General features: G+C 45.2%; 20 protein-coding genes. 17 read left to right on the top strand and 3 right to left on the bottom strand.

From position 1 onward, the window contains the following. The first annotated feature begins 64 nt into the window (after nucleotides 1-64). The 10 genes from sigW to PUW25_RS21875 all read left to right on the top strand — a co-directional run bounded on the left by sigW (nucleotide 65) and on the right by PUW25_RS21875 (nucleotide 10561). On the top strand, nucleotides 65-631 hold the full coding sequence (sigW, locus tag PUW25_RS21920) for an RNA polymerase sigma factor SigW (RefSeq protein ID WP_274338238.1): 567 nt from the start codon (nucleotides 65-67) through the stop codon (nucleotides 629-631). Between the two features lie 182 nt (nucleotides 632-813). Continuing rightward, nucleotides 814-1428 (top strand): zf-HC2 domain-containing protein, encoded by a 615-nt coding sequence (locus PUW25_RS21915; protein WP_047913656.1) that lies wholly within the window; start codon nucleotides 814-816, stop codon nucleotides 1426-1428. Between the two features lie 324 nt (nucleotides 1429-1752). Beyond that, complete coding sequence (gene cdaA, locus PUW25_RS21910) at nucleotides 1753-2583, top strand: diadenylate cyclase CdaA (RefSeq protein WP_274337508.1); 831 nt, start codon at nucleotides 1753-1755, stop codon at nucleotides 2581-2583. Then, entirely contained in the window at nucleotides 2576-4006 is a 1431-nt protein-coding gene (locus PUW25_RS21905) for a CdaR family protein (protein WP_047913658.1), read from the top strand. Before cdaA ends, PUW25_RS21905 begins: the two co-directional genes overlap by 8 nt. A gap of 149 nt (nucleotides 4007-4155) precedes the next feature. Next, nucleotides 4156-5499, top strand: a complete 1344-nt coding sequence (gene glmM / locus PUW25_RS21900) for a phosphoglucosamine mutase (RefSeq protein ID WP_047913659.1) — start codon at nucleotides 4156-4158, stop codon at nucleotides 5497-5499. A gap of 655 nt (nucleotides 5500-6154) precedes the next feature. Next, nucleotides 6155-7987, top strand: a complete 1833-nt coding sequence (glmS, locus tag PUW25_RS21895) for a glutamine--fructose-6-phosphate transaminase (isomerizing) (RefSeq protein WP_047913660.1) — start codon at nucleotides 6155-6157, stop codon at nucleotides 7985-7987. Nucleotides 7988-8304: 317 nt separating this feature from the next. Continuing rightward, nucleotides 8305-8700 (top strand): VOC family protein, encoded by a 396-nt coding sequence (locus PUW25_RS21890; RefSeq protein ID WP_205055130.1) that lies wholly within the window; start codon nucleotides 8305-8307, stop codon nucleotides 8698-8700. 29 nt (nucleotides 8701-8729) lie between these two features. After that, complete coding sequence (locus PUW25_RS21885; RefSeq protein WP_205055129.1) at nucleotides 8730-9257, top strand: DinB family protein; 528 nt, start codon at nucleotides 8730-8732, stop codon at nucleotides 9255-9257. 91 nt (nucleotides 9258-9348) lie between these two features. Continuing rightward, a complete protein-coding gene (locus PUW25_RS21880) occupies nucleotides 9349-9678 on the top strand; it encodes a PadR family transcriptional regulator (protein ID WP_047913666.1) in 330 nt (109 codons plus the stop codon). Between the two features lie 16 nt (nucleotides 9679-9694). Beyond that, nucleotides 9695-10561, top strand: coding sequence for a pentapeptide repeat-containing protein (locus tag PUW25_RS21875; protein ID WP_047913667.1), 867 nt, complete (start codon nucleotides 9695-9697; stop codon nucleotides 10559-10561). 176 nt (nucleotides 10562-10737) lie between these two features. Here PUW25_RS21875 and PUW25_RS21870 read toward each other — a convergent pair whose 3' ends face one another. Then, a complete protein-coding gene (locus tag PUW25_RS21870; RefSeq protein ID WP_047913668.1) occupies nucleotides 10738-11778 on the bottom strand; it encodes an NAD(P)-dependent alcohol dehydrogenase in 1041 nt (346 codons plus the stop codon). A 301-nt stretch (nucleotides 11779-12079) separates the two neighbouring features. Here PUW25_RS21870 and PUW25_RS21865 point away from each other — a divergent pair, with 301 nt between their 5' ends. The 5 genes from PUW25_RS21865 (at nucleotide 12080) to PUW25_RS21845 (ending at nucleotide 16109) form a co-directional block, all read left to right on the top strand. Beyond that, on the top strand, nucleotides 12080-12490 hold the full coding sequence (locus PUW25_RS21865; protein WP_047913669.1) for a MerR family transcriptional regulator: 411 nt from the start codon (nucleotides 12080-12082) through the stop codon (nucleotides 12488-12490). Nucleotides 12491-12675: 185 nt separating this feature from the next. Then, on the top strand, nucleotides 12676-13371 hold the full coding sequence (locus tag PUW25_RS21860; protein ID WP_274338452.1) for a response regulator transcription factor: 696 nt from the start codon (nucleotides 12676-12678) through the stop codon (nucleotides 13369-13371). Nucleotides 13372-13373: 2 nt separating this feature from the next. Further along, nucleotides 13374-14309, top strand: a complete 936-nt coding sequence (locus PUW25_RS21855) for a sensor histidine kinase (protein ID WP_274338451.1) — start codon at nucleotides 13374-13376, stop codon at nucleotides 14307-14309. 200 nt (nucleotides 14310-14509) lie between these two features. Continuing rightward, on the top strand, nucleotides 14510-15433 hold the full coding sequence (locus tag PUW25_RS21850) for an ATP-binding cassette domain-containing protein (RefSeq protein WP_274337506.1): 924 nt from the start codon (nucleotides 14510-14512) through the stop codon (nucleotides 15431-15433). After that, nucleotides 15426-16109, top strand: a complete 684-nt coding sequence (locus PUW25_RS21845; RefSeq protein WP_047913673.1) for an ABC transporter permease — start codon at nucleotides 15426-15428, stop codon at nucleotides 16107-16109. Before PUW25_RS21850 ends, PUW25_RS21845 begins: the two co-directional genes overlap by 8 nt. A 58-nt stretch (nucleotides 16110-16167) precedes the next feature. Here the strand turns inward: PUW25_RS21845 and PUW25_RS21840 are convergent, their stop codons facing one another. Both PUW25_RS21840 and PUW25_RS21835 read right to left on the bottom strand, forming a co-directional pair. Then, the gene (locus tag PUW25_RS21840) at nucleotides 16168-17055 is read right to left on the bottom strand and encodes a spermine/spermidine synthase domain-containing protein (RefSeq protein ID WP_047913674.1); all 888 of its coding nucleotides are present in this window, start codon (nucleotides 17053-17055) and stop codon (nucleotides 16168-16170) included. A gap of 82 nt (nucleotides 17056-17137) precedes the next feature. Then, a complete protein-coding gene (locus PUW25_RS21835) occupies nucleotides 17138-17947 on the bottom strand; it encodes a helix-turn-helix domain-containing protein (protein WP_047913675.1) in 810 nt (269 codons plus the stop codon). A gap of 251 nt (nucleotides 17948-18198) precedes the next feature. On the opposite strand from PUW25_RS21835, the gene PUW25_RS21830 reads away from it, so the two are divergent. Beyond that, nucleotides 18199-18978 (top strand): sugar phosphate isomerase/epimerase family protein, encoded by a 780-nt coding sequence (locus tag PUW25_RS21830; protein WP_047913676.1) that lies wholly within the window; start codon nucleotides 18199-18201, stop codon nucleotides 18976-18978. Nucleotides 18979-19041: 63 nt separating this feature from the next. Next, complete coding sequence (locus PUW25_RS21825) at nucleotides 19042-20061, top strand: Gfo/Idh/MocA family protein (RefSeq protein ID WP_047913677.1); 1020 nt, start codon at nucleotides 19042-19044, stop codon at nucleotides 20059-20061. The last annotated feature ends 42 nt before the right edge of the window (nucleotides 20062-20103 follow it).

The following is a 20103-nucleotide window of genomic DNA, read 5'->3' as shown; positions in this document are numbered from 1 at the left end:
ATGATGTATTTTTTGGGATATGAGCGGTACGAAAGACCCATCAGCAAGTCTGGGGGAATATATGGTGGATAATTTGGAGAATAGGTTGGTCAATCTAATACTTAAGGGTGATCAACGGGCTTTCGCTGAGCTTGTGGAATTGTATAAGGATAAATTGTTTCATTTGGCTTATCGGATGCTGAACAATAGACATGAAGCAGAAGATATTGTGCAGGAAACTTTTTTGAGAGTATACCGGAATATGGAGAAATATGATCCAGAGCAGAAATTCTCGACTTGGATCTATCGGATTGCAACGAATTTATGTATCGATAGACTCCGGAGAAAGAAACCTTCCTACTCGCTCGATGCCGAGCTTGGAGATCAGGAGGGGACTGATGGATACGCCATGATTCCAAGCGATAACCGGACCCCTGAGAGTGAAGCGCTGTTGTCTGAGACGCAGCGGATTATTCGTGATGCAATTGAAACGCTGCCTGCTAAGTACAAGTCGATCATGGTACTACGCTATTTACAGGATCTATCTCTACAGGAGATCAGTGATATATTAGGGATGCCTGTCACAACCATTAAGACGACAGTACATAGAGGCCGTGAATTTTTGCGTAAAAAGCTAGAGTTCAAATTGTAGCCGATCAATTTTGTATAGCACGATAAGTTTTATGAAATTGATCCGGCTCTTTTTTTAAAAATGATGCATAAATTATTGAAACGTTCTTAAATATGCTTCGTATTTAATGGAAGCAAGTCTTATGTCTGTATAATTCATACGGCAAATAAGACTTAAAGATCTAGAGGAAAGGATATGCTCATATGGACTGCAAGGAAAGCACCTCTTTAATGCATGAATATTTAGATGATGAACTATCGGTGTCCCAAAAGAGCGGGCTCGAGAGTCACCTGTCGACATGTCCCGACTGCCGCATGCGGTTTAAAGAGTTGGAACAGACGGATATGCTGTTATACGCAATGAGACATTATTCACCGTCTGCTTCAGATGAGCTGACTGATCGGATCATGAGTGCTGTACCACAACCCAAGAAACAGCAGCCATGGCTGAAGTGGGTCAAAAGACACCCGGCCCTAACTGCTGCAGCCATTTTTGTAATCGTGATGTTTTCCAGTACGATCAGCTTTTGGGACCAGAGTAACCAGTTGATTGTCAGTGGAGATGATCTAGATCAGATTGTGATCGAAGGGAACGATGTCATTGTACCTGAGGGCAAGTCGATTACAGGGAATTTGACGGTCGAGAATGGGACTGCAAAAGTATACGGTAATGTGGAGGGTAACCTCACGATTATTGATGGTCATTATATGACGGCCTCTACAGCTCATATCTCAGGACAAATCAAGAGTATAGATCAAGCGCTGGACTGGATTTGGTATAAGATAACAGACGTGATGAATGTCGTAGCTTACCGCTAATAAATGCTTACAATAGTAGAACATTCCTTTATAAAACCAGAGAGCCTCTGTTATGAGGGCTCTTTTTTTAATATTTTCAGGGTATAATGATAATAATTGGGAAAGGAATAACGAGCTCGCTTGCAACTTGCACTTTATCGTTATAACCTAGATATGATGAAGAACATACTACAACTAACTCTATAGAATGAGCGAATGATCAGGTCACCTATCATGCCAGAGCCCTTATAAACCATAAAGGACCATGAAGAGCTTAGTTCGATCTATCTTACAGATATATGAATGTGGACATTTACTCAACTAGGGAATATCGGGGGCAATCGCATGAACTATTTTGCGGATTTGACAAGGCAAGAGGCCATTAAGGATATTATAGATATTTTAATTGTAGGGTATATCATATACCACATTATCCTGCTTGTTCGCGGGACCCGTGCTGTACAGCTGTTGAAGGGTATACTTCTGCTCGTTGTCGTGTGGGTAGTCAGTACCTGGTTTAACCTCTACACGCTGAAGTGGCTCATGAACCAGTTGTTTACATTCGGGGTGCTGGCACTATTTATCATCTTCCAACCGGAGCTTCGTCGTGCACTCGAGCAATTGGGCCGCGGCAAATGGTTTAACCGGATTACAGCGGATGATGAGGAGTTCAGTCGTTTTACGAATGAAATTATTAAGGCTGTGAATTATTGCTCTCGTCGCAAGATCGGAGCACTCATTGTGTTCGAACGGGAAACGGGACTGAATGAATATACAGAATCAGGGATCAAGATGAATTCAGTTCTTAGCTCCGAGCTGCTGATTAACATCTTTATTCCAAACACACCGCTTCATGATGGAGCTGTTATTTTGCAAGGGAAACAGATTGCAGCCGCTGCCTGCTATTTGCCTTTGTCAGAGAATCCGTTTATCAGCAAAGAGCTCGGAACGCGGCACCGTGCAGCGATAGGGGTAAGTGAAGTGGCAGATGCTGTAGCGATTGTCGTGTCTGAGGAGACAGGACAGGTATCCTTAGCGATTAACGGACAAGTGGTGAGGGATATAAAAGAGGAATCCTTGATCTCTAAACTGCATGAAGAGCTACGTCCTTCTTCAACACTGAAAGAAAAGAGGCACTCGATCTGGAAACGGAAGGGGGGCCAGGGTAATGGATAAATGGTTCAACAATAACAATTTTACCAAAATATTGGCGCTGGCTATCAGTTTGCTGCTGTGGGCGATGGTTCATTCGAACGATGTTACACCTACTCCGACAACGACAGCATCTGTAGAGCCTCGAGTGATAGATAATATTACGATTGAGCCTTATGGCATCGATTCATCCAAGTATGTTCTTACGTCAGTAGATGCAACCGAAGTCGAGATGCAGGTCAGGGGACAACGCTCGGTACTGACTTCTGTTTTTACAGATGAATATAAAGTCCGGCTGGATCTCAGCAATGTGGGTCCAGGAACGAGCACGCTACCGCTAAGCCATGTGGTACCAAACGGAGTGGAGTTTGTTAAGATGGAGCCTTCTACGGTGACGGTAACTGTCGAAGAGCTGGGAACGAATACATTTGATGCGAGTATCGTACCTACAGGTGAGCCAGCTGCAGGATATTTGGCAGGAGACCCGGTAGTTACGCCTGCGGAGCCGGTTAAGGTTACTCTTCCCGAGAGCCAGCTGGCAGCCGTAGGCAAAGTCGAAGGGACAATCGATATTGAAGGGGCAACGGATACGGTAAGTGAGAAGAGAGTGCGCCTCAAAGCCTTTGATCTCGATGGAAATGAGATTGAAGGAGCTGTAATCGAGCCTGAGTCGGTGGCTGTAGAAGTGCCGATTACGGAGCAGTTTACCAAGGTCCCATTTAAGGTGCATTACACCGGACAGCTTCCGGATGGCCTGACCTTATCTCAAGTGAAACCGAATGTAAATGAAGTAACTTTGTATGGAAATCAGGAGCTGCTGGCAGGAGTCGAGAACTATAATGGAGTGACTTTGGACCTTAGCCAGATCTCGGAGGCGGGGACACATACAGTTAACGTGGACTTGACGCCGCCCTCCGGTTTTGAGAAAATCGAGCCGAGCTCCGTGCAATTAGAGGTGACGGTTGCATTATCCGATGAAGTGCAGGATACGGAAAAGGTGATACGGGATGTCCCCATCGTAATTAAGGAGCCAGGCGGCAGTCTGGAAGCAAGTGTTACGAGGCCAAGGGACGGGTTGAAGGATATCACCATTTCCGGACCCAGTAATATGCTGGATAACATAGACGCGACGGATCTAGAGCTAATTGCAGATGCGAGTGATTTGGCGGAAGGATCACATGAAGTGACCTTGCAAGTCAATGCACCGGATTATGTAACGGTCAAGAATTCATCGGCTGACCTCACCATCGAGGTTCAGGTGAAGGACACCTCTACCGAAACGACCACTCCGCCAACCGAACCCGATGCAGGATCGGGAGAGGAAGAGGAGAACAGTGGTACAACGAATGGGGAGGACAATGAGGACGAGTCAGATCCGAGCCAGGAAGGGAACGGTGACCCGGATGATTCCGGTGCAGATACCGATGCATCCAATCCAGCATCTTAACAAGAGCTTACTGCCATTTTTACAGTAACAATGTATCAGCCATTATTATTTAATATTATGAATTGCACGAATTTGAATTAGATTCACATTTTTTCTAAAGCAAGCTTGCTAATTGACTATTCACATATGACAAAAAGGAGTTCAGGAGAATGGGGAAATATTTTGGTACTGATGGAGTCAGAGGGGTTGCTAATAAAGAATTAACGGCAGAGATGGCCTATAGCATTGGACGCTGTGGAGGATATGTACTCGCTGGAGGCGTAGACCGTCCGAAAGTGGTCATCGGGATGGATACACGTATTTCAGGGCTCATGCTGGAATCGGCGCTCGTTGCAGGCCTCCTGTCCATTGGTGCGGATGTTATTCGTCTTGGTGTGGTTTCGACACCAGGCGTAGCATATCTAACACGCACACTCAAAGCAGACGCAGGAGTCATGATTTCTGCATCTCATAATCCGGTGGAAGACAATGGAATCAAATTCTTTGGGGGAGACGGCTTCAAGCTGTCTGATGAGACAGAGAACAAGATTGAGGAATTGATGGATGCTTATGAAGACACCCTTCCTCGTCCGATCGGCAGCGGTCTGGGCACGGTTACGGTCGACGAACAAGCGAAGTTTACTTATCTTGAGTACCTCAAAACAACGGTATCTTCCCAATTCGACGGTTTGAAAATTGTACTGGATTGCGCTAACGGTGCTGCGTATGAGCTGGCTCCGAAGCTTTTCGCTGATCTTGGAGCCGAAGTGATTACAATCGGTGTTGAGCCAGACGGACTTAACATCAACGAGCAATGTGGCTCTACACACCCTGAGAAGCTCAAGGAAGAAGTGATTCGCCATGGGGCGGATGCAGGTCTTGCCTTTGACGGCGATGCAGACCGATTGATTGCGATTGATGAGACGGGAGCCGAAGTGGATGGCGACTTTATTCTGTGCATTTGCGGCGATGCAATGAACCGTGCAGGTAAGCTGCATGATGGAACGATTGTATCCACCGTAATGAGTAATATCGGTTTCTACAAGGCAACTGAAAAATTAGGACTTAAAACAGCAAAGACTGCGGTCGGTGACCGTTATGTGATGGAAGAAATGCGCCGCGGGGGCTATAATCTGGGCGGTGAGCAGTCGGGCCATGTTATTTTCCTAGACTACAACACGACGGGTGACGGTATGCTAACCGCAATCCAGTTAATTAATACGCTTAAAGAATCGGGCAAGAAGCTGAGTGAGCTGAAAGGCCTGATGAAGCAATATCCGCAAGTGCTGGTCAATGTTCGTGTCGAAGACAAGAGCAAGTATGAAGGCAATTCGGTTATTGAGGAAGCAATCGCTATGATCGAGAGCAAGCTGGGCGACAATGGACGTGTACTGGTAAGACCATCCGGGACAGAATCTCTGATTCGTGTTATGGCAGAAGGACCGGACCGTATAGAGCTTGAGCAGTTCGTTGAGCATATCGCGGGTGTAGTTAAGAAGGAACTGGCAGGATAACCTGGTTGTCCTGCTCTTAAAATAAGCCCGTGTGACTAGTGTCTAGTTTCACGGGGTTGTTTTTTGGGTATTTATGATGAAATTTGCTTGGAGGTATATTGCTCCATTGCAAAACTGACATCAGATGCATATAATGAGTTGTGTGATTCAGACATAGAAAGTGAGGATCGAGGTTACAACAGCATTACAAGCGCCAGAACTTGTTCCAGTGTACGGAACCATTGTTATGTAAAACAATGGACAATGGTCAAGTTGACGAGGTGGGGGTGTTCGAATTGTTCGGCGGGGACCTCCCGGTAATCCACCATACCGTAAATCGAGAACGGAAAAGAAACAGGCGACTGTTTTTACAACGAATCGATAGGTGAAACAAAATTAGAATGTGCACGAGGAGAGCATACTTCAGCTTTACATGAGTGATGATATGCGTCATCGTGACATTGATCATAGGATAAGACGGAAGTCATTTCATACGATATTAAGGCCATCTATTGAGCTGGCCAGTTCCAGAACAACATACTGGTTCGTGCTATGTAGCTTGCCGTATAGGGTTAGTCACCCGCATATCAGACTATTGTTTACTCATGTCTATTTGCATGCTGTTGGTGCATTTCTCCCGTCATGTTCAAACATTCGAATCGGAGGAATTTTACCTATGTGTGGAATCGTTGGATATATTGGAACTAAGAATACGCAAAATGTGTTGATCGAAGGACTGAAGAAGCTGGAATACCGTGGTTATGACTCTGCAGGTATTGCCGTGTTCACTCCAGAAGGTCTGCAAATTACGAAATCTATTGGTCGTCTTGCGAACCTTGAAGCTAAGCTGGAAACAGCTCCGCTGCAAGGAAGTGCAGGAATTGGACATACACGTTGGGCAACTCATGGTAAACCATCGGATGAGAACTCTCACCCGCATACAGACAACAGCCTTAAATTCTCTGTAGTTCATAACGGGATTGTAGAGAACTATCTGGAGCTGAAGGATGAGCTGATCAGTCAAGGCTGTGTATTTACTTCGGAGACAGATACTGAAGTTATCTCTCACCTGGTTGCTCGTGAGTACGATGGTGATATCGTGAAAGCTGTTCAAAAAGCGATCACATACATGCGTGGTGCATTTGCACTCGGCGTTTTGACAGAATATGAGCCGGATAAATTGGTTGCTGTTCGTCAAGCAAGTCCGCTGATTATCGGTCTTGGTGAAGGAGAGAACTTTATTGGCTCCGATATTCCGGCTATTCTCGAATACACTCGTAACGTGTACATCCTGAATGACGGTGAAATGGCAGTCCTGACACAGGATTCTGTCGAACTGATGACAATTGAGGGGAATTTTATTTCTCGGGAAATGATTCGTGTCGACTGGGATGCGGTTACAGCTGAAAAAGGCGGATTCGATCATTTCATGCTGAAAGAAATCTATGAACAGCCTAAAGCTTATCGTGAGACGATGCTGGGCCGGATTTCTGCAGATCACAAACAAGTATTGCTTCCTGATCTGAACTTGACGGAAGAGCAAATTAAGAATATTAAGAACATCCAAATTATCGCCTGTGGTACGGCTTACCATGCAGGTCTCGTTGGCCGCAGCATGATTGAGCATCTGGCTCGCATTCCAGTAGAGACCGATGTTGCTTCCGAGTATCGTTACCGTTCACCAATCGTGAACTCTGATACACTCGTTATCGTAGTCAGCCAATCGGGTGAAACAGCAGATACCCTTGCAGCGCTTCGTGAAGCACAGGCTAATGGTGCCCATGTACTTGCGATCACTAACGTGGTGGGCAGCTCCATCGCTCGTGATGCAAACGACGTGCTTGCAACACTGGCAGGTCCTGAGATTGCTGTTGCTTCTACGAAAGCTTACACTTCTCAGCTGATTGCATTTGCTCTGTTCAGCTTGTACCTCGCTCAAGTGCGTGGCACTCAAACAGAAGAGACGGTAGCAGGCATCATCGCTGCGATGCAATCTCTGCCTGAGCAAGTGGAGAAAATGCTGGATCAAGCGGAGACTATTAAGGATTATGCTGAGCAAATCTCCAGCCATAAGAACCTGTTCTTCATCGGCCGCGGCGTAGACTACGCTGTTGCTCAGGAAGGTTCCCTTAAGCTGAAAGAGATCTCTTACATCCACTCTGAGGCGTATGCAGCAGGTGAATTGAAGCACGGTACGCTTGCATTGATCGAAGACGGTATTCCGGTAATTGCCCTGGCAACACAAGAGGATGTACTTGAGAAGACAGTAAGTAACATCAAGGAAGTAAAAGCACGCGGTGCAGACGTTATGGTGATTACGCATGAAGAGCATGTTGCGAACCTGCTTAAATCCGTAGACCAAGCATATGCAATTCCGAAAACATTGCCGATCCTGACACCAGCACTTTCCGTAGTGCCGCTCCAGCTTCTGGCATACTACGCATCTCTTGCCCTCGGTCTTGATGTGGATAAACCACGTAACCTGGCGAAGAGTGTAACTGTTGAATAATTTATTTAATAAAATAAATTCATTCATTTGTCCTTTTAATATAAATGTGGAGAAGACCCGTCAGGATATCCGACGGGTCTTTTCTTATGACTAATGCTATAAGTGGATGTCATAAGACAAAAAATAAAGAGCTATGCTCGCACTTAGTTAAAGCTAACGGAAGGAAACTTTAATAAGAACACCGAAAATACATATTGAAAACAGTAAATTTTTACCAAACAAGATGGGTTACAGTGTGTAGAGTAGAAAGAAAGAACGAATAAGCTAATGTCCGATGTGATAACGTAGTTTACTAATAATTAATAGGAGCTGAGTAGATGGGCATAACTGGACGGTTGAATAAAATTACCGAAATCACATTATTTGTGGAAGATGTGCAGCGATCGAAGAGATTTTATCAAGAGACATTTCAATTATCGATCCAATACGAAGACGAAAACTGCGCGGTATTTGATTACGGGAATACATGCATTAATCTCTTAAATCAATTGAATGCCCAAGAGTTGATTGATCCGGCGAAGGTTGGTCAGGAGGGTAATGGGGCAAGGTTTCAATTTACAATTCAAGTTCCCGACGTTGACCGGGTGTGTAATGAGCTGGAAATGCGGGGCGTTACATTGTTAAATGGGCCGATAACGCGTCCTTGGGGGCGGCGGACGGCATGTTTTGCCGATCCTGACGGGCATACATGGGAGATTGCGCAGGTGCTTTAATTAATTTGACGTGATGGGGTGAGGACCATATGTTAAAAAAAGATTCTCTGGATATCATAGAGCAATATAAGCGTAGTCTGGCGGTATATACGATAGACCAGTTGCGGTATAAATCCCATGAAGACGTTTGGTCCATCGGACAAATGTATATTCACGTGATCGATGTGGCTGAAGAGTACATCGAACATATTCAAACATGTACTATGGGGACACAAGTAGAACATGGGCGCAAGACTGAAGACGGGGAAAAAGCGTTTGCTGAAAAATCGTGGCCCGATGTCCGTGTCAAACTTGAGGAACCAGTCAACAGGACTCGTAACCCCGAGAGTAAGGATGAAATCATAGCTGGTCTGGATCGGGTCCTAGAAAAATTAAAATACTGGAATGAGCAAGTTCATGAAGCGAATCAGACATGCAAGGTGCGTCATGGCTGGTTTGGCTGGCTTAATGCGCATGAATGGTTTGAGATGATTGACATGCATAGCAGGCATCATTTGCACCAAAAAGCTAGGCTGGAAGAAAAGCTTGCAGAGGCAAATCATTTACTAAACAACTAATGGAAAACGTGAAAGGTTTTTGTGATTCATATCTCCATTACCTTTACAGTCACAGTAGTTTAAACTATCATGAAATGGTGGGGGTGCTGAGATGAGCAACAATAAAATTACCTCCGACCTGCTGCGCGGACATACCGATACGATGATATTACGCTTATTATCCGAGGCTGATCGTTACGGATACGAAATCGTCAAATTAATTGCAGAACGTTCAGGCGGAGAATATGAACTAAAGGAAGCGACGATGTACTCCAGTGTTAGGCGGCTTGAGGCAGATGGCGATATTGAATGGTACTGGGGTGATGAATCGCAAGGTGGAAGACGGAAATATTTTAGAATCACCGATAAGGGCAGAGAAACGTATCATCGTAATATAGAAAACTGGGAATATGCGAAGCGAGTTCTTAAGGACTTATTATGAGGAGCTGATCGATCCTATGGATGAGAAGTTGGTCAATTATTTAAATGCCGTGTTCGCACCGTATGATGGGGTCAAGAGCGTGGAGGAACTGAAGAATGATCTGCTCCATGATCTGAATGACCGGTATCGGGAACTCCAAGAGCAGGGCAAGGACGAGCAAACGGCCTTCGAGATGACGATCGATAGTATCGGTGACATCGAACAAACGGTACAGGAGGTAGCAAGCCTGTCACGCACGCTGGAGAGGCAGGTGCTCACGAACTTCAGTGCGAGTAATTTATCCAAGAGCGACTTTGCTGATGTTAAGGTACATAAAGGAAAATTTGCGTCGAGTGCACTGCAGGGATCTGACTTCTCCAACGCGGATTTGACGGGAAGCACGTTCTCGAGCAGCGATGTACGAGATGCTAATTTTGATGGAGCGAACCTGACGGACTGCAACTTTTCATCACTTGATCTATCCAATGCGACCTTTAATCAATCCGTTTTGGTACGGACCAATTTCAGCGTTTCCAGCTTGAATGGTGTGAGGTTTGTCGGGGCAAGATTGACGGACGTTAAGCTCATCACAACCGATCTTAGAAAGACGACATTTGAGAATTGCATCTTCGTTGGGGTGGATTTCAAAAATTCAGACCTCACCGGACTTTGCTTTGACGGACAGAGCTTTACCGGTGTCCGATTTGAGAAGTGTGCTTTAGCGGGTGCTTCATTTAAAGAAGCGATCTTGCGAGATGTTTCCTTCCAGCCCGGATTTACGTTGACTAAGAAATATTACCGTATGATGAAGACGATATGCTTCGACAATGCGGTGATGGATAAATTGACTTATGCGGCACTCAAAGGTATGGAAGCGGACTTATCCAAAGTCATCGTTAGATAAGCCTTATTAGATATGCCTTATAAAATAAAGCAGGCAAACAGCAGAATTGAGCAATAGCCGATCAGCTGCACAGGATAAATGAAAGGCCGACCTACATGATTTGCAGGCCGGCCTTTCATTTATTCATGACCGAACGAAGACGAGCCCTGAACAGATATGAAACGCATTATTGTTTATTACATCGTGCTCGTATCAATTACGAATCTGTACTTCACATCTGAAGCGAGAACCCGCTTGTACGCTTCGTCAATCTGATCGGCCGATATGACCTCAATCTTCGGAGCGATATTGTGTTCTGCACAGAAATCGAGCATCTCCTGTGTTTCACGGATGCCGCCAATCATGGAGCCTGCGAAGGAACGGCGATGCCCAATGAGAGACATGACATTAAGGGACAGCGGCTCTCCAGGCGCACCGACGTTCACCAATGTTCCGTCAAGGGTGAGCAGAGAGAAGTAAGCATCCATATTCAAACTAGCGCTTACCGTATTAATAATTAAATCAAAGGTTCCCGCCAGTTTCTTGAATGTCTCCGGATCACTTGTAGCATAGTAGCTGTCTGCGCCAAGCTGCAAACCATCTTCCTTTTTCTTTAGAGATTGGGACAGAACGGTGACTTCAGCACCCATCGCATGTGCAATTTGAACCGCCATATGACCAAGACCACCCATGCCAACCACAGCGACTTTCTTGCCGGGAGCGGCTTCCCAGCGGCGAAGCGGCGAATAAGTGGTAATCCCAGCACAGAGTAGTGGAGCTGCTGCATCAAGCTCAATGTTGTCCGGAATCCGGACGACAAAGCCTTCCGTAACGACAATATGGGTAGAATATCCTCCTTGTGTAGGTTCACCATACTTGTCCACGCCCGCGTAGGTAGGGATATTTCCCTTAAGACAGTATTGCTCTTCTCCTTTACGACAGTTCACACAATCCCCGCACGAGTCAACCATACAGCCAACGCCTACCCGGTCCCCGACTTTATATTTGGTCACTTCGGAGCCTACATCGGCTACGATTCCTGCAATCTCATGTCCAGGTACGAGAGGGTAGTTCACTTCTCCCCATTCACCGTGAGCAGTATGGATATCGGAATGGCAAATACCTGCATATTTAATTTCGATCAGGATATCATGGGTATCGAGATCCCGTCTTTTTATTTCAGCTGCTCTAAAGGATTGATCGGGACCATCTACAGCCCGTGCTTTAGCCGTTATCATAATTGTAACCTCCTAGAGTATAATTTTTATTTTCAAGAGACAGGCCCTATCCAAGGAGAAAGTAAGCTTACTTGTTTAAGGATATCTTTAATTCATTCTCTGCCTTAGAAACCTCTCTTGCATGTCCATGTTAAATGTTATAGTTAACTCTAAGTCAAGCCACAAAGATCGAGTGTGCAGCAAATTCGTTCCTAAGTCGCAGGATTTGCTTTGACAGTATCTCTAGTCCTTGATAGAATTGCATAGACTTAGAGTTAACTCTAAGTCTATGTTTAAGAGAATGGGAGAGTAGTGGATTCGCATGAAGACATATACGATTAGTGAAGTTGCCAAAGAATTGAACCTTACCCCTTACACGTTACGTTATTACGACAAGGAGGGGCTTTTGCCTTTTGTAGAACGTGCAGCCGGTGGAAAAAGATTGTTTAAGGAATCAGACATGGAATCATTAAAAATTATTGAATGTCTCAAATCTACCGGGATGCCGATCAAAGAAATTAAAAGCTTTATTGACTGGTGCTCGGATGGAGATGCGACGTTACAGCAGAGACATGATATGTTCATCGAACGAAGAGCCACGGTAGAAGCACAGATGGAAGAACTGAAGAAGACAATGGAAGTCATTGAACATAAATGCTTATATTACAAGACCGCACTTGATGCCGGAACAGAAGATATTCATAAGACTAAAAAAATGGTGATTACACAGTAACCCAAAGAAACCACCTGAGATGAATTGTACCCTCAATGTCAGCATTGTCTAACTTTGGGGGACACTTCGATCCAGGTGGTTTTCGTCTTTAAACTCGGAAATAGACAGGAACTTGAGAGTACTGCATAGAAATAAGGAGAGGAACAATATACCTTCAATCTAGTCAAAGGAATGGATGTGTTCGGATGCAGAAACGAATCCTGCTGGTAGAGGATGACGTGGAAATCAATCAATTAATCGCAAGTGCGCTTGGACAGGAGAACTATAAAGTAGACGCCGCCTTCGATGGAGAAGAGGCGCTGGCACTTTTTCATTCTATAGAACCGGATTTGCTCCTGCTTGATTTAATGCTGCCTAAGCTGAATGGAATGGAGCTGCTTAGAGCGGTAAGAGAGACCAGTACCATCCCTGTGCTGATCATCTCGGCCAAAGGAAGTGATCTGGACAAGGCGCTCGGTCTCGGATTCGGTGCAGATGATTACATCAGCAAGCCATTTTCGATGATCGAATTAACGGCTAGAGTCAATGCCGCAATTCGCAGATCAACGCAGTATCTCCCAACAGACATCAGTTCCCTTCCATCCATGCTCCATTACAAGGAGCTCTCTCTCGACCTTCATTCTTTTACTGTACAGCTACAGAATAGCACTGTCCAGCTGACCTCCAAGGAATTTCAAATATTGAAGCTGCTGATGAAGAATCAGAGCCGAGTGTTTACGAAGGAGCAGATGTACAATCTGATCTGGGAAGACGAGTATTATGGTAATGAAAATGTCATTAATGTTCATATTAGAAGACTTCGTGAGAAGATTGAAGAGAATCCTTCCGAGCCTAAGTATATTCGTACCATATGGGGCATCGGTTATAAGCTGGGGGAGTAACCATGGTGAACTTCCTATATGTCATTATTATCCTATTAATTGGTGTCGTCGTTATTCAATATTTGTCCCGAAGGAGATTGAAGGAAGCGATAACCGACATCAGCACAAAAATGGATGAAATTATTCGGCTGGAGACGGCGGAAAAGGTACTGCTTCCTACCGGAGAACAGGAGCTGCAGCAGCTGCTAGTCCAGGTCAATCGTCTGCTCGATCATAATCAGAAGCTAACCGCGGATTATATCAAGGCCAAAGACAGCTTACGCAAGCTGATTGCCAATATGTCTCATGATCTGAAGACGCCGCTCACTGTGATATTGGGATATGTAGAGAAATTAAGATACGCGGATCACCTAACGGACGAGGACAGGCACGTCCTGATGGGGCGGCTCCATGATAAGGTGTGGAGTCTGACAGGGCTTCTGAATCAATTTTTCGATCTGGTTAAGCTGGAATCCGACGATTACGTGGTTCCTCTGAGCAAAATTTCACTCAATGAGATATGTAAGAAGAACATTTTGGATTTTTACGAGCTGCTCCTGGAGAAGAAGCTTCAAGTCGAGGTGGCCATCCCGGAACATCCATTATATATTTTGGGCAATGAGGATGCTTTGAACCGGGTCATCAGCAATTTGATCTCGAATTCAATCCGGTATGGAAGTGATGGAGGGGTCTTTGGCTTAACACTGCAAGAGCAGGATGGCATAGTGATCCTGGAGGTGTGGGATAAGGGCAAGGGAATCGACGAGCACGATCAGGCCAAGGTGTTTGAACGGCTGTATACGCTCGATGATGCTAGAAATCCACAGTTTCAAGGAAGCGGGCTCGGACTCAGTATATCTAAACGTTTAACCGAAGCGATGAAGGGAACCATTCATTTGAACAGTAGGCCGTATGAGAGAACAAGCTTTACTTGCCATTTTAAACAAATTACATATTGATCTGGATCAGAGGAGAGGTGTTCAACGAGGAGCAGCTCTTTTTTGATTGATGTGCGACAGAGATCATTTTACTCCATTGAACGACTCCTTTTTGTGAAACTTAAGAAACAAGTAAGAAATGGGAAAGAAAAAAGCAAATGTGACTGATTATGATAGAAGTAAGAAGAGGGACGCAGAAATAGAGGAGGAAAGAAGAGAAAATGGATGATGTGGTGATGACGGAACAGTTAACGAAGAAATCTCGTGGCCGGCTGCTTGTATCGGGTGTGAACCTTCACATCCGAAGAGGTGAAATATATGGCTTTCTCGGACAAAACGGAGCAGGTAAAACAACGATCATGAAGATGCTGACCGGCATTATGCGACCTACCTCAGGTGAGATTATGTTATTTGGCAAAAAACTGACTTCGTCAGAGAAGTCCGGACTGAAGCGGGTAGGCAGCATTATCGAGTACCCGATCTTCTTCGAACACTTGACGGCGATGGACAACTTGCAGCTTCACTGTGAATACCTGGGCTTTTATGACAAAAAAGCAATACTGCAGGCGATCGATATGGTGCATCTAAATGGGCAGGAAGGAAAAATGGTCAGTGAATATTCGCTGGGGATGAAGCAGCGCCTGGGCATTGCAAGAGCAATGATCACCAAACCGGAGCTCATTATTCTCGATGAGCCTACGAACGGACTTGACCCGATCGGTATTAAGGATATGAGGGATTTAATCCGGATGCTGAATAAGGAATATGGAATATCCTTTCTCCTGTCCAGTCATATTCTAGGGGAGATTGAGCAGGTAGCAGACCGGATTGGCGTTATCAAGGATGGGAAGTTAGTTAATGAAGTGAATCTTGAGGACATTCGAAAGATGCAAACCAATTATATTGAAATTACGACGAAGGATGTGGACACGGCTGCCTTTTTGCTGGAGCATAAGCTCCAAATTAACAACATGAAGATAATGAATGACCGTCAGATACGAATCTATGATCAGCAGATCGCCCAAAGTGAGATTTCCAAAATGCTGATTCTGCATGATGTGGATATTGAGGCCATTCAGAAGCATAGTCATTCCCTGGAAGACTACTTTTATGGACAAATTCACGGAGGTGGCAAAGTTGGTTAAGCTCATGGCACTCGAATGGAAGAAGCTGAAGCGCAAGATGGTGATCAGCGAGGTTGTCATCTATACGTTAGTGATCATGTTTATGCCGATGTTGTTAGTAAGAACGCTCCCTGATTTTGGGCAAAGCTATGAAGCTATGACTACACTTATGATGTCGATTCAAATGGGGTTTATTCTGTTCGGAGCTTCACTCATTAATCAGGTAGTCATTGAGGAATACAAATATAAGACGATGTCTCTATCCTTTGGTTACCCCATAAGCCGGAGAAAGCTAATGCTGGCTAAGGTTCTGTTTATCGCGGCTTTTGTGTTTATCTGTACGTTCGTGTCTTGTATCTTGTCGGGAGCAGCGACCTTCCTGCTCAATCAGAGCTTGCACTTTATTGAAGGACAGCTGAGTTCAGCGGATATAACAGCCTACTTCAGTCGCAGTTTGATCCAATCCGTTATTATCACCCTGGCTAGTCTCATCCCATTCTTTATCTTCGGCGTTTGGCTGAGAGCCACTATTCCCGCGGTTCTATGCGCCATATTCCTGATGCAATTTCAAAATTTCGGGTTTCTGCTGGATATGGACCTTCATACGAATCTAGTGAACATCGTGTTATGTCTGCTTGGGTTGGGAAGTGTATACCTGGCGATTGCAACCGTAGATACCCGTATAGGGGAGATCTAAACCGTAATATAAACCAATAGCGATGATCTTCCAAATTGAAGATGATCGCTATTTTCCATCACAGGTAACATAATATGGATTTCTCAATCCAATAGGAGAACACTGTATTTGGGTTATGCTCCTCATAGCTCTTCATCCGCAAGTAGAGCTCCGCTCCATCGGACACATCATGCCACAAATCCGTAAAGACATAATCATATGCACCGGAGGACAGCTCGCGCTCCGCATACTCGAATGCATCCGCTTGAATGATGCGAATCTTATGTCCATGAGCAAACTGAGGCAGAATGTGCTTCTTGAACAGTCTAATGACATGCTCATTCGCTTCGACGATGGTGACGCTGCTCACGTTATCTTTTATGGAAACCATATAAGCGTAATAGCCGAGACCAAGACCGAAGGTCAGCACATTGCCAAAAGCCGCTTCAACCGGCTCCTTCATCGTTTCGATCTCATTCGGCGTAATGGTCATCCAGATCCGGTCATTTTCGAGAACGGCAGGGAACCTGAATTCCTCATCGAAAAAGCCGATCTGCGGAAGCTGCCTTCCCTCCTCCGTACGAATGATGTCATTGCATACAAAGCCCTCGTAAGGCTTGTATCGCTCATATTTTAACCGGCTGTTACCGATCTGGACGTTAGGGATCTCAATATTCTTATAGTAGGGATTATTGTAGTATTCACTCATATCCAGCTTATGCGTCATACGCATAAAATAATGGTCAAACAGCTCTTTATGATAAGCATGCTCGTTAATATCAAGTCCGAACGCTCCTGCCAAAATCACGTTAAAGGCATATTCTTCAGTAACACCGTACGCCGTAATTTCCTGAATCTCCTCTGAGGTGATAAGATCAGGCGCTTGATTCAGATAATGGCTGAGCAAGGCAAAGACGGTTCGGTTATCCTCTTCAATTTGAGTCCTCGTTTCTTTATCTCGTTCCATATGCGCTCCTCTTCAAAAGGGATTCATTAATTCATTAATCGGATGAGTATTTCATCTTCTAAGTCATTCATCTTAAAAATAGTTAAAGCGGTGAATCAACGATTTGGTTACGGTACTCTACAGGGGATAGGCCGAAATGTGCGCGGAATACCCGGTGAAAATAAGAATAGCTGGCAAAGCCGCATATTTCGGCAATATGCTCCAGCGTCATCTCGTTGCTGTATTTAATTTGTTCCACGGCTGCCTTCAGCCGGATCTCAATAGCGTATTGGATCATGGTTTTTCCATAATGCTCTTTGAATAAACGAACGGCACTCGATAGACTGAGCCCCGCGTAGCTTGCTGCTTCCTCCAGCTTGAAGGTGGTTGTCGCATGCTCCTCAATGAATCGCCTTAGCTTTAGCGTAGAGGTTCCTTTTAGTCCAGTCTGTACATTTTCGGAGATCGCTCTGTCGATGTATAAGCATAAGCCGCGAAGCAGGACATCCTCCAGCTCCGTGTTCTCCTCTAATGAACCCCGTCGTCTTTCTAATAGCAAATTGCGCCATAGTCCGATAAGCTTCTCATCCAGACCAACCCGGCTGACGGCAGGACGGGATCTTCTTCTGTACCACCAGTCATCAATCCAGGGTCCTTGGCAGAACAGATAATAGTCTCCGCTGGATAATCGGCCCTCGTTCGCCGGCTCTTCCACGACAAGATGATAGTCATCTCCCGGCTTCAGCAGCAGAAGGTCTCCAGTGGTGAGCGTGTGCTCTTGACCCAGTGAATACACTTTGCAGCTTCCTTCCGTTTGCAGCCGAAAGAGATAGTGGGGCAATCCGCTTTTTGTATTTTGAATGAACGGCTTGTAATGATAGGAATAATCGCATAGGAGCAGGGTTGTATCCACGGGAACTTTAAACCTCCTGTCAAAATAATGAGCAAATAGTTCATGTTATGATCATATTGGATATGTTCATTTTAGCCCAATTCGACTTACAATGTAACTAGTTCGATTCAAACGAATGTCGGTGACCCGGATTTACGAAAGGGTTTTAGTAAACACCCCAGTTTGGATGCGAACCATTGTAAAAATTAGCGATTTAGTGCATATGCAGATGTTTAAGTTATTTATCCTACGACAGAAAGAGGTAATAGATCATGAGAAAGATCAATATCGGGCTACAGCTGTACACACTTCGTGATGAAACCGCAGCAGATTTCAAAGGAACACTTAAGAAAGTAGCTGACCTTGGATACGAAGGTGTTGAATTTGCCGGTTATGGTGACATTCCTGCAGAAGAAATGAAAGCGCTTTTGGACGGTCTCGGTCTTAAGGGCTTCAGCAGTCATGTGTCCCTTCATGCGATGCGTGCTGACCTGCAGAAGGAGATTGATTATCTCAAAACCATCGGTGCTGAGTATATGATATGCCCATTCCTCATGCCGGAGGACCGCCCGGAAACGGCGGAAGGCTGGACAGCATTGTTCACTGAGCTTGAGCAGATTGGTAAAGAGGCTCGTAAGCAAGGCTTGATCTTCGGATATCATAATCATGATTTCGAATTCCATGGCACGGTTGGAGACAGCAATGCCTTTGATGCCATGTTCGCCGAGACTTCCCCTGAGGCGGTTCAAGTTGAGATGGACGTATGCTGGGTACAATTCGCAGGTCAAGATCCAATCGAGTACATTGGTAAATATACAGACCGCCTGCCATTGCTGCATCTGAAGGATTTCTCCAAGGACGAGCAGGGTCAAATGAAGACTCTTGAGCTGGGACAAGGCTCTGTTAATCTGCCAGCTGTTATTGAAGCAGCGGATCAAGCAGGAGTAGAGTGGCTGATTGTAGAACAGGATGTATGTCAGAACCCACCGCTTCAGAGCATTGAGAACAGCTACAATTGGGTAAAAGAGAACTATCTTAGTAAATTGAGCTAATTGCTCAATTCTGTCTTTTCAATCAACTACTAAACTTACTAAATTCACTAAAGGAGATCCAACATGACAAAAATCAAAGTTGCCGTATTCGGCTGTGGTGCTATTGCTGAGCGTAGACATATTCCAGAGTATGCGGCGAATGAACAAGTAGAGCTCGTTGCATTTGCAGATCCGATTATTGAGCGTGCAGAGAAAATGGCAGAGACTTACGGCGGTAAAGGCTATGCGAGCTATGAAGAGCTGCTTGCAAATGAAGAAGTGGATGCGGTAAGCGTCTGCACACCGAACTATCTGCATGCTTCTATGGCGATTGCAGCAGCTAATGCTGGCAAACATGTGCTTGTCGAGAAACCGATGGCTTGCACAGCTGAAGAAGGCGAGCAAATGATTGAAGCGGCGAAGAAGAATGGTGTGTTCCTGATGGTAGGACACAACCAGCGTCTCATGCCGCCTCACGTGAAGGCCAAGGAACTGCTTGAGTCCGGTAAGCTTGGTAAAGTCCTTACTTTCCGTACTTCTTTTGGTCATCCAGGTCCGGAAGCATGGAGTGTAGACGGCGCTGGCAGCTGGTTCTTCCGTAAGGAAGAAGCAATTATGGGCGCGATGGGCGACCTGGGCGTACACAAATCAGACTTTATTCGTTACCTGTTGAACGATGAGGTATCCGAAGTTGCCGGCTTTATCAGCACATTGCATAAGGAAGGCACGGAAGTGGACGACAACGCTACCTGTATCCTGCGTATGAAGAGCGGAGCAGTAGGCACATTGGTAGCCAGCTGGACCCAGTACAAGGGCGGGGACAACAGTACCGTATTGTGGTGCGAGAACGGCGTGATGAAGATCGGAACAGTTAACGGTGATGAGGTTATTGTTGAACTGACCAATGGTACGGTTGAGACGTACAAAGTTGGTGCCATGGCTACGAATGAAAAACAAGTACCAAGTGGTGTTATCGATGCCTTTGTTGAATCCATCGCTACCAATACGCCGCCTTCTATCTCTGGAGAAGAAGGACTGAAATCTCTGAATGTCATTCTTGCAGCGTTTGAATCGCAGAAGACAGGTCAAATTATCAAGCTGTAACAGAATTAATGTAGTAATTTAAGACTCCTGCAGTTAAACCTG

Source organism: Paenibacillus urinalis (assembly GCF_028747985.1).
Lineage (GTDB): Bacteria > Bacillota > Bacilli > Paenibacillales > Paenibacillaceae > Paenibacillus > Paenibacillus urinalis.
The sequence above is the reverse complement of the archived record's forward strand: the minus strand, read 5'-3'. Positions and strand labels throughout refer to the sequence as shown.